The sequence below is a fragment of the Microcoleus sp. BM001215392 genome (assembly GCF_036700185.1).
Lineage (GTDB): Bacteria > Cyanobacteriota > Cyanobacteriia > Cyanobacteriales > Microcoleaceae > Microcoleus.
The window spans coordinates 1-9,607 of the sequence record NZ_JAUBOJ010000310.1 but is presented as its reverse complement, the minus strand read 5'-3'; the positions used below and the strand labels follow the sequence as shown (position 1 = coordinate 9,607).

Annotated in this window: 7 protein-coding genes and 1 pseudogene; 4 read left to right on the top strand and 4 right to left on the bottom strand. The window is 42.6% G+C overall.

The window, feature by feature from the left end:
* Positions 1-274 precede the first annotated feature (274 nt).
* Positions 275-517 (top strand): hypothetical protein, encoded by a 243-nt coding sequence (locus tag QT974_RS25700; protein WP_333471242.1) that lies wholly within the window; start codon positions 275-277, stop codon positions 515-517.
* Positions 518-593: 76 nt separating this feature from the next.
* On the opposite strand, the gene QT974_RS25695 is transcribed toward QT974_RS25700, so the two are convergent.
* The 3 genes from QT974_RS25695 to QT974_RS25685 form a co-directional block, all read right to left on the bottom strand.
* Complete coding sequence (locus QT974_RS25695) at positions 594-4,169, bottom strand: AAA-like domain-containing protein (protein ID WP_333471241.1); 3,576 nt, start codon at positions 4,167-4,169, stop codon at positions 594-596.
* Positions 4,166-5,509 carry an AAA-like domain-containing protein gene (locus QT974_RS25690; protein ID WP_333471240.1) on the bottom strand — a complete coding sequence of 448 codons (1,344 nt, stop codon included), beginning with the start codon at positions 5,507-5,509 and terminating at the stop codon, positions 4,166-4,168. The genes QT974_RS25695 and QT974_RS25690 overlap by 4 nt, the downstream gene beginning before the upstream one ends.
* Before the next feature lie 274 nt (positions 5,510-5,783).
* Positions 5,784-5,984: a hypothetical protein gene (locus QT974_RS25685; protein ID WP_333471239.1), complete on the bottom strand. Its 201-nt coding sequence runs from the start codon at positions 5,982-5,984 to the stop codon at positions 5,784-5,786.
* 164 nt (positions 5,985-6,148) lie between these two features.
* On the opposite strand from QT974_RS25685, the gene QT974_RS25680 reads away from it, so the two are divergent.
* The 3 genes from QT974_RS25680 (at position 6,149) to QT974_RS25670 (ending at position 9,336) form a co-directional block, all read left to right on the top strand.
* Positions 6,149-6,445: a GNAT family N-acetyltransferase gene (locus tag QT974_RS25680; RefSeq protein ID WP_333471238.1), complete on the top strand. Its 297-nt coding sequence runs from the start codon at positions 6,149-6,151 to the stop codon at positions 6,443-6,445.
* Positions 6,446-6,451: 6 nt separating this feature from the next.
* Entirely contained in the window at positions 6,452-8,545 is a 2,094-nt protein-coding gene (locus QT974_RS25675; protein ID WP_333471237.1) for an iron uptake porin, read from the top strand.
* Between the two features lie 221 nt (positions 8,546-8,766).
* Positions 8,767-9,336: a GNAT family N-acetyltransferase gene (locus QT974_RS25670; protein WP_333471236.1), complete on the top strand. Its 570-nt coding sequence runs from the start codon at positions 8,767-8,769 to the stop codon at positions 9,334-9,336.
* Here QT974_RS25670 and QT974_RS25665 read toward each other — a convergent pair.
* Positions 9,310-9,607: pseudogene (locus tag QT974_RS25665) on the bottom strand (type I restriction endonuclease subunit R); the annotation flags it as partial. The gene QT974_RS25670 and the pseudogene QT974_RS25665 sit on opposite strands and share 27 nt — an antisense overlap.

Sequence of the window (9,607 nt, the reverse complement as noted above, 5' to 3'; positions counted from 1 at the left end):
GTCCTCTTTGAGAGGACTTTCGCTATAAGAGGGGGAATTGATTCCCTGGCGGACTGCTGGGCGAGTGGGAGGAATGGTGGACTCACAGCTTAAGTTGACACGAAGAAGGGCTTTTGGAGTGTCCGATTTATCATTCCGGTGCAACCGGAATTGATATTATTTATGTTCTCCACTTGTGACTCTCACGTTGTGGCTTTTTTCGGGCTCTTTTTTCCGGAAATTTACTGGCAAACGAGAATGAATACTTAATTCATAGGTCAAAATTTAACTAGATATGGAAAATAAACTTGTCATGAGAACGATGATGTTGGCAAGATTAATGGTGTTGCCAACATTGATGGTAATTACAGGTCTAAGCTTGGCTAAACAGATGTTTTCATCTGTACAACCGACTGAACGTAGTGTATTGAGTAATCTCCAGCAAGATGGTGGTTTATACATGGCTCAGAAGGCTCAACCAGAAGATACGTGCCATCCTCCCGGTGGCATTTGCGATCGTAAGATCTTAAAAAATTAATGGTTAATACTGAGATCTTGCACCATTTTCAATAAGCCTTTTACGGGCGGGCAGGATGCCCACCCCACAAGAAAACTCACTCTTTGTGGAACGGGCTTCTAGCCCGTTCTTGAGATGTGCTTGTCTTCATGTCATCACAAAGATGATACTCACTTCTCTTGCTAAAATGAGTGTTGGTGTTCAAATAATCGTGCAGCCAACCACAACCGGATGCTAAAAGTTGTTCCAAATTTAAAGTTTTCAATTCTAAACCATCAAGATCCCAGATTTTAATGGTTTTATCGAAACTAGCACTCGCAAGGGTTTTGCCGTCGGGGCTAAAACTTACACTGCCGACACCACGATCGTGTCCCTTAAAGGTTTTAAGTTCCTTGCCATCCAGACTCCAAAGTTTGATTGTTCTGTCATTGCTGGCACTGGCAATCGTCTTGCCGTCGGGGCTGAAAGTTACTTTAAAAACTCTACCACTATGTCCTTCTAAGGTCTTGAGTTCTCTACCATCGAGATTCCAAAGTTTGATGGTTTTGTCATTACTGGCACTAGCAATAGTCTTGCCATCAGGGCTAAAACTTACGCTGTTAACCACATCTTGATGACCCTTGAGAGTTTTAAGTTCCCTGCCGTCTTTACTCCAAAGTTTGATGGTTTTGTCATAACTAGCACTAGCAATTGTCTTGCCATCAGGGCTAAAACTCACACTTTTGACTGCCGCGTTATGCCCCTCTAAGCTTTTAAGTTGCTTGCCATCAAGATTCCAGAGTTTGATTGTTTTGTCATCACTGGCACTGGCAATAGTCTTACTATCAGGACTAAAACTTACGCTTGTGACTGCATTGCTATGACCATTTAGGGTTTTAAGTTCTTTGCCATCGAGACTCCAGAGTTTGATTGTTTTGTCCTCACTGGCACTAGCAATGGTTTTGCCATCGGGGCTAAAACTTATATTATAAACTTTATCAATATGCCGATCTAAATTTTTTAGGAGACGACCTTTACTACCCCAAAGTTTGACAGTTTTGTCAACGCTGGCACTAGCAAGAGTCTTGCCATCGGGACTGAAACTCACACTAAAAACTCGATTGTCATGACTCTTGAGGGTGTTGAGCAAAGTACGATCGGTGCTCCATAATTTAATAGTATAGTCCTCGCTAGCGCTAGCAATGGTTTTGCTATCGGGGCTGAAGCTTAAACTAATGATTCCACCAGTATGCCCCTTGAAGGTCAGGAGTTCGCTACCATTCGCCCTACTCCATAGTTTGATTGTTTTGTCACCGCTGGCTGAAGCAAGGGTTTTACCGTCAGGACTAAACTTTACACTATATACTCCAGAGTCATGTCCTTCGAGGGTTCTACTCAAGCTGCCATCTCTATTCCACAGCTTGATTTTTTTGTCTAAACTAGCACTGGCAATGGTTTTGCCGTCAAGGCTAAAACTCACGCTTAAGACCGTATCACTATGACCATTTAAGGTTTTAAGCTCTCTGCCATCAAGGCTCCAAAGTTTGACTGTATTGTCCGAACTAGCACTGGCAATAGTCTTGCTATCAGGGCTAAAACTCACACTTAAGACCGACTTTTGATGCCCTTTTAAGGTTGTGAGTAAACTTCCCCTTTCAAGGCTCCAAATTTTGATGGTGCTGTCATCGCTAGCTGAGGCAAGTAGTCGTCCATCGGGACTAAAACATACGCTTAAGACTGGTTCACTGTGACCAGACAAAGTTTTAACTTGGTTGCTCTCCAGGCTCCAAAGTTTGATGGTGTTATCACCGCTAGCTGAGGCAAGCAGTCGCCCATTGGGGCTAAAACTTACGCTATAGACGGTGGCGTTATGCCCTTCTAAAGTTTTGAGTAAAGTGCCGTCAATTCCCCAAATTTTAACAGTTTTATCAACGCTACCACTAGCAATAGTCTTGCCATCTGGACTAAAATTAACACTGAAGACTGTACCCTTATGTCCCTCCAATCGATTGCGTTCTTGTACTTCGTCGAGCGCTTGTTTGAGTTGCTTCTCAATCTTATTTTTGAGAGCTGTCGGTGCATCTGTTTGGAGTAATTGACTACCTGCTTTTACACTATATAATAATGCTTCAAGCTGATTGTTTGAGTAAAGTTCAACTTTAGATAAAGCATTTAGTTCAGCGATTTCTGTCAAATTTTTTTGATGCTCTGCTTTCCTGACACGGATGTCTGCCCATTTTACTAAGATTACGATCGCAACAAAGACGATCGCCAGTACAGAGAACCCAAAGCCAATTATCCGCCGAGCTTTCTTTTGTGCCTGAGTCAAGGTCTGATTAGCTTCTTGTAGCGTTAGGTTAGCCTCACCTAATATCTGACTGGCTTCTTGTTCTGCATCTAAAGCAATTTGAATATTTTGCTTCTCCAACTCTAGGCTTGCTGCTAAAAACTGATAATCCAAATCGCTTAAACTTTTACCAACAGCCCATTGTTGAGCATTCCGCAAGTCTTGCCCGCGCAAAAGCTGTGAATAATCTTGACATGAAGATGCTTCCCAAGCACTAATCGCCCCTGCATAAGGGCGCACGGCAGCTAGCTCTTTCTCAACCCACGCCTCATCAAAGACAGATTGATAAATCCGGTTGTAAACTCTCAAAAATCCATGCTGCTTAACTACTAACCCCGATAGCCGTAATTCCATTTGTTCAAAGCTATCGTCGCTGACAATTTTACCAGCTCGCAAAATTTGTTGATACAATCCCAACAATCTAGAGATTCGCTGTTCGTTACTAAGGATGCGATCGCATATTGTCTGTAAATGCTGCTGCTTATCCTGCGCCCGCCAATTCTCGATGATCCGTTTCTGTACAATTGTAGCTACTAAATCTGATTCATCATGAGGATGAAAGCATAAAGAATATGTACTAACCAGTTGACACAGCCATTGTGTGAGAAACGGTTGCCCGCCCGTCCATTTTAAGATTTCTTTTAACACTGCTTTGGGATTGTCAACTACCCCAAGCAATCCTTGCTCTAAAGGCTCGGTTTGCTCTCGCTGAAAACCAGCCAGTTCAACGGCAAGACTATCAATGTTAAAAGGTGTAAAATGATGATTAGCAATCAAATCCGCAGGTGTTGTCACTCCCAGTAACGCAAAAGTGAGGCGATTATATTTTGGACGATCTGCACGTTTATTATAACAGCTACTAACAAATGCAAAAAAATCATCTTTAAACTTGAGATTCAGAACATTATCGATTTCATCGACGAAGATAACAATATTTTGATTAACCTTGTCGAGCACTGCTTCTGAGACAAACTTACTCAATCGCATTGATGGCGGCAGATATTGATATTTGTACCACCAGTCTCCAGGATCGACTTCCAAATTGAATCCACTTACTAACAGGCTGAGAAAACTGCCAAAAAATTCATCTGGTGTTACTTCATAACTGCAAATATCCCTCATTTCAATTGCACAACAAGCATATCCTTCTTGTTGCATGGTTGCCATTGTTCGTACCCGCAAACTCGACTTACCCATCTGTCGGGAGTTTAAAACGTAACAAAAAGAACCGCTTTTTAACCCTTCATACAGTTCGGAGTCTGCCTCTCGTACTACATAAGTGGGAGCAGACTCTGGCAGACTTCCCCCTACTTGATAAGAGTTACTTTTGTTGTGTGTTGCACTCATAGGTTATCTTGAAAGCGATCGCGAAAATACTGGCGGTACAATTCATAACGTGCAATTGCACAATTGTTCAAAAGCTTCACCAGTCCCAATTCATTTAATTTCACTACCATACTTTGATTTAACTGGGAGTTAAATTCTACCGGAGAATCAGCCAGAACTATCTTTTGAAAAGCACCAGCCAGTTCAGGATTAGATTGCAGATTCCTCCAGTGTCTTTCTAAATGGCGGCTGTAGATTCCCCATGCTGTGTGAGATGTTTTCAGCAATTCTTCAAGCGTTGTATCTTGTTGCGCTATATGTTCGATCGCTTCTCCCACTAAATAGGGATGTCCTCCCACTATAGCCATTAATTGTGTAACTTTTGCTAGCTCCCAGTCTAGTTTATACTTCCGTGCTAAATCTAGCACTTGCTCTTGGTTAAAATCTGTTAATGTCATCTCATATCCAGCATTAAACGGAGACTGATTGATATCAACCTCAGTGTAGATTTCTGAATGCAACACAACTTGCCGAAGTTGTCGCCAGAGTTGGCGAGTTTTAGCGTCTTCATGCCAAGTTCGCAACATCCCTAAAAACTCGCTGGCAATTTCCCGATACGGAAAAATTCGGTCTACCTCATCTAAAGCTAAGGCTAAGGGAGTGTCTCCTGGTAACACATACTTCTCAAAGTAGCTGCGACATTTAATCTTGCTATTACCAATACTTTTATGCCACTGTTCTTCGACGCTGGCAGTCAACTCTAATCTGTCGGCGATGATATTACAAAACCACTGCAAGAATTTATCCAAATTACTGAAATCTTCTCTGGTGGCGTCTCGCAAATTTAAAACTACTGTTCGATATCTTTTTTGTTCGGCATAATCCATAACTCTTGAGATTAACTCCGTTTTTCCTGTCTGCCAAGGCGCTTTAATTCGCAGCAAACATCCGGGCTTGACAATCTCTGAGTAACAACGTTCTTCAATAGGAGGGCGCTCTATATAAAAAGTAAAATCCCGCTCTATTGATTTCAGAAATGGCGTTTCTACTAAAGGTGCAGGTGTGGTGCTATGAATGCGTCGTTTCTCCCATTCTCTTCTCAACGGTTGCCGAAAAGTTGTTTTACTAACTGGTTCTCCTAATGCTTCTGAAAGCTTGCTCCATAATTTACTACCAACCGCAGTAATGTGACCAATAGAATAACCAAGCTTTTCGGCGATTTCCTGATAATCCTTATCTTCCCAGCAACCTTTGAACACGTCCTCTTCAAGGTTACTTAAATTTTTGTTTGTTTTGATATTGATTATTTCGTTTGCAAATTTAACTGCGACTTCCCAAATAAATTCTGAGTCTGAGTTCATAGTTCAAAATTGTGTAAAATTTCTCTCCAAATCCCATTCACCCGTCAAGCGATTTTAGATTTTAGATTTTAGATTTTAGATTGAAGAAAGCGACCCTACAGATACATCCGGGGGCTTGCAAAGAGAATTAAGATGTTTCTCTCTCCACGTATAAATCCGGGGGCTTGTAACCAAATTGCTTTCGGTCAAGTTTCCCAGAGTAGAGACGATCCTGCTCCCGATCGTTTGACAGTCTCAGGGCAATGCTCCTGACTCTTAAATCCGGCTATAATACCTAATAATCCGGATAGCACCAGCACAAAAACTGCGTTTCTGGGCGTTGCTCTCCAATGCGATCGGAATTTGCCTCTGACTTAGCACTGCTTCCGTTTGTTGTTCCCAGAACAACTAATCCTCCTCTGAGCGATATTTCGGTTAAAGATGGCGATCGAAATCCCCCACTTTCAGCTAACAACCCAACTAATAATTGTAGCAAATATAGCCTCGATCTGGTTTCTGGATGTGCGTCGCCATCTATTATTTACAATTTCAATCTAAGCGGTCGCAGCGACGCACTCTACAGATTAATATCTTTCGGTACCTCAGTTCTTGGGTGACTTTTATAGACTCAATTAAATTATACTTTAAATAGATCGTACAATGATTGGGCGCTGCGGACTTTGTTTTCTGGACAAAACACCGGAAATTGAGTTTGGCTATACCCTCGACAAATTATATTGGAATCAAGGATTGGCAACAGAAGCATCTTTGGCTAGTCTAAACTATGGATTTGAAATATTAAAGTTTGGGAAAATAGTTGCGATCGCCCGCCCGGAAAATATCGCCTCCCATCGGGTGATGCAGAAAGTTGGTTTCAAATATGAAAACAACGCTCGTTATTATGAAACTGATGTAGTATATTATTCTAGATCGCGATCGACATATCTTCGGGAGTAAAAGTCTATGCGTAAACTTTTGTTGCAAATAGTGCTGCTAAGTCCAGTAATTTTAACTTTTTGCTGGATGAATCCCAAAAGTACGATCGCCCTGGAAGTCGATCGCCAAACCAACGCACCAACCCCAGCAAATGTCTCTCAATTGGCCCAAATTGCACCGGATAGCTGGGCTTTTCAGGCGCTACTATCCCTAGCAAAACGCTACAGTTGTCCGATTGTCTCCCCGGTTGGTACTACTTTAGGCGATCGACCTTTAAAACGCTATGAGTTTGCGGTAAGTTTAAATAGTTGTTTGGTAAACGTCGATCGGGCGATCGCAGCAGGTACGCCAACAGTCAGCCCCGAAGATTTAGCAATTGTGCAACGTTTGCGATCGGAATTTGCCACTGATTTAGTACGGATTCCAGACAGAGTGGAGGCTTTAGAATCTCGCAGTGCTGAATTGGAACAAAATCGAAATCCCCCACTTTCAGAACCCAATTCTGTACCTTTACCACCGCCTTCTCCCCAAACAAATCCCTCTCAACGAGTGAGACTTAACCTTGACAATCGCACTCCTGGGAATTTTACAGGACAAGATACATTAAGAACTAGGAATTTTGGTGGCATTAATTCGCCAACAACTAAACAGCAATCCCCTTCAAGCTTGCCCCGACAAGAATTCGATCGCGAAGGATACAACCGCATTTATGACAACTCCTATCAGCGGCCTAGCAACCACCCGCTTTCCACATTTGGCATTGATGTAGATACAGCATCCTACAGCAATGTCCGACGCTTTATCAACAGCGGTGTGATGCCGCCCAAAGATGCAGTGCGCCTCGAAGAGCTAATTAATTACTTTACCTACGACTATCCGCAGCCAAAGGGCGATCGACCTTTTTCAATCAATACAGAAGTCGCCAATGCTCCCTGGAATCCCCAACACAAATTAGTCCACATCGGCTTGCAAGGAAAAAGCATTTCCACCAAAGATTTACCACCGAACAATCTGGTATTTCTCATAGATGTTTCCGGTTCCATGAATTCGCCCGACAAATTACCGTTAGTCAAAGCATCTTTGAAATATCTCGTCAGCGAATTGCGAGCCAAAGATAGCGTCACCATTGTAGTCTATGCCGGAGCCGCCGGGTTAGTCTTGCCCCCAACACCGGGCAACCAAAAAGAAAAGATTTTAGATAGCATTGACAAGCTAGAAGCAGGTGGTTCTACCGCAGGCGGAGCGGGTATTCAACTTGCATATAAAGTTGCTAGAGACAATTTTATCAAACAAGGAAACAACCGCGTTATTCTGGCAACAGACGGCGATTTTAATGTCGGCGTTTCCAGCGATGGCGAACTCGTTCGCACGATCGAAGAAAAGCGAGAACAAGGAGTTTTTCTCAGCGTCTTGGGATTTGGTACTGGCAATTTGCAAGATGCCAAAATGGAACAGCTAGCCGATAAAGGTAATGGCAATTATGCTTATATCGACAGTTTGCTGGAAGCCAAGAAAGTATTAGTCACTCAAATGGGAGGCACGCTATTTACCATCGCCAAAGATGTGAAAATTCAAGTAGAATTCAATCCCGCTAAAGTCCAAGCTTACCGTTTAGTTGGTTACGAAAATCGAGTTTTGCAAAATCAAGACTTTAACGATGACAAAAAAGATGCGGGTGAATTAGGTGCTGGACATTCGGTAACGGCAATTTACGAAATTATTCCGGTTGGTGTCGCCAGCGATGTCAAATTGCCGGAAGTCGATCCATTAAAATATCAACCGAATCCAGCCACTGCTTCTGCGTCTCAAACTGACGAGTTGATGCAGGTAAAGTTGCGTTATAAAAAACCTAACGAGACGGTAAGTCAGTTGATTGCGCAGTCAGTAATCGACAAACCTGTGAAACTAGAAAATGCCTCTGCCAACTTCAGGTTTGCTGCTGCTGTAGCTGCTTTCGGGATGGTTTTGAGAGATTCTGAATACAAGGGAACCGCTAATTTTGATGAAGTATTGAGGCTGGCAAATCAAGCAAAAGGTCAAGATAAGGAAGGCTATCGGGCAGAATTTATCCGTTTAGTTGAAAGCTGCAAAACGCTGGTAGCAAAGATAGGAGCAAAGTAGTTTTGTAGGGTGTGAGTTACCTTGCTTTTACCCATCTATTTGTTACAAGCCTCGGGTGCATCTCATTTATGCAAATATATTCGTAGGGGCGAAGCATTTCGGCAATAAATCTCTGGTTATGACTAACAAATTGTTTGCCGAAATGCTTCGCCCTTGCACTCATAGAGATGAACCCCCAGGATATGCCTTCAATTTTCCTGCTAGAATAGTGATTGTCCATCATGCAACAAATAGAAACAGCCAGATTGTATCTGAGACAATTTACGCCAGACGATTTAGACGATTTGTACCGCATCTACAGCGATTCAGAAGTGATGAAATATCTGAGTAGAGGCGTTAGGAATCGAGAAGAAACAGCAGCCGATTTATTTGAGATAATCGCAGATTGGGAAAAACACGGTTTCGGTTTGTGGGCTGTTGTTAATAAAGAAAATCACCAATTGATCGGCGATGGAGGGCTGCGCTTCTTAGGCAAAACATCTGAAGTTGAAGTCGGTTACGTGTTAGAAAAGGCGTATTGGGGGAAAGGTTTAGCATCAGAAGTTGCAGCGGCTAGCCTCAAGTATGGATTTGAGGTATTGAAACTAGACAAAATTGTCGCCGTTGCGGATACCGAAAACATCGCCTCGCGACGGGTAATGGAAAAAGTAGGGATGAAATACCAGCATAACTTTGATTATTACGATCGCGATCGAGTATATTATGCAATCTCGCGAGAAACCTACCAAGCAAAAATAGAGATATTTTTAGTCGGCCACCGTAACTTAAATAATACTGATACCTTGTCCTAAATGTTTCAAGACTTGAAACGCCGATCGCAATTCACTTGGTACAGTATAAATCGAAAATGCCCGCGATAACCCGTATTCGGGCGTAGGTTGAGCCATCAGTTTCACAAACAACACATCATCACCATTCGTCAACATCCCAAATCTCGGTTTATCCAGATCGGGATTAGCCATCATGTATGCTAATGCGATCGGTAATGCCGATCGCGTGGAAATCGTAGTCTTCTTACACTCCAAAACCATTACCCAAAGCTGCTGAAGCAAAATCAAGATA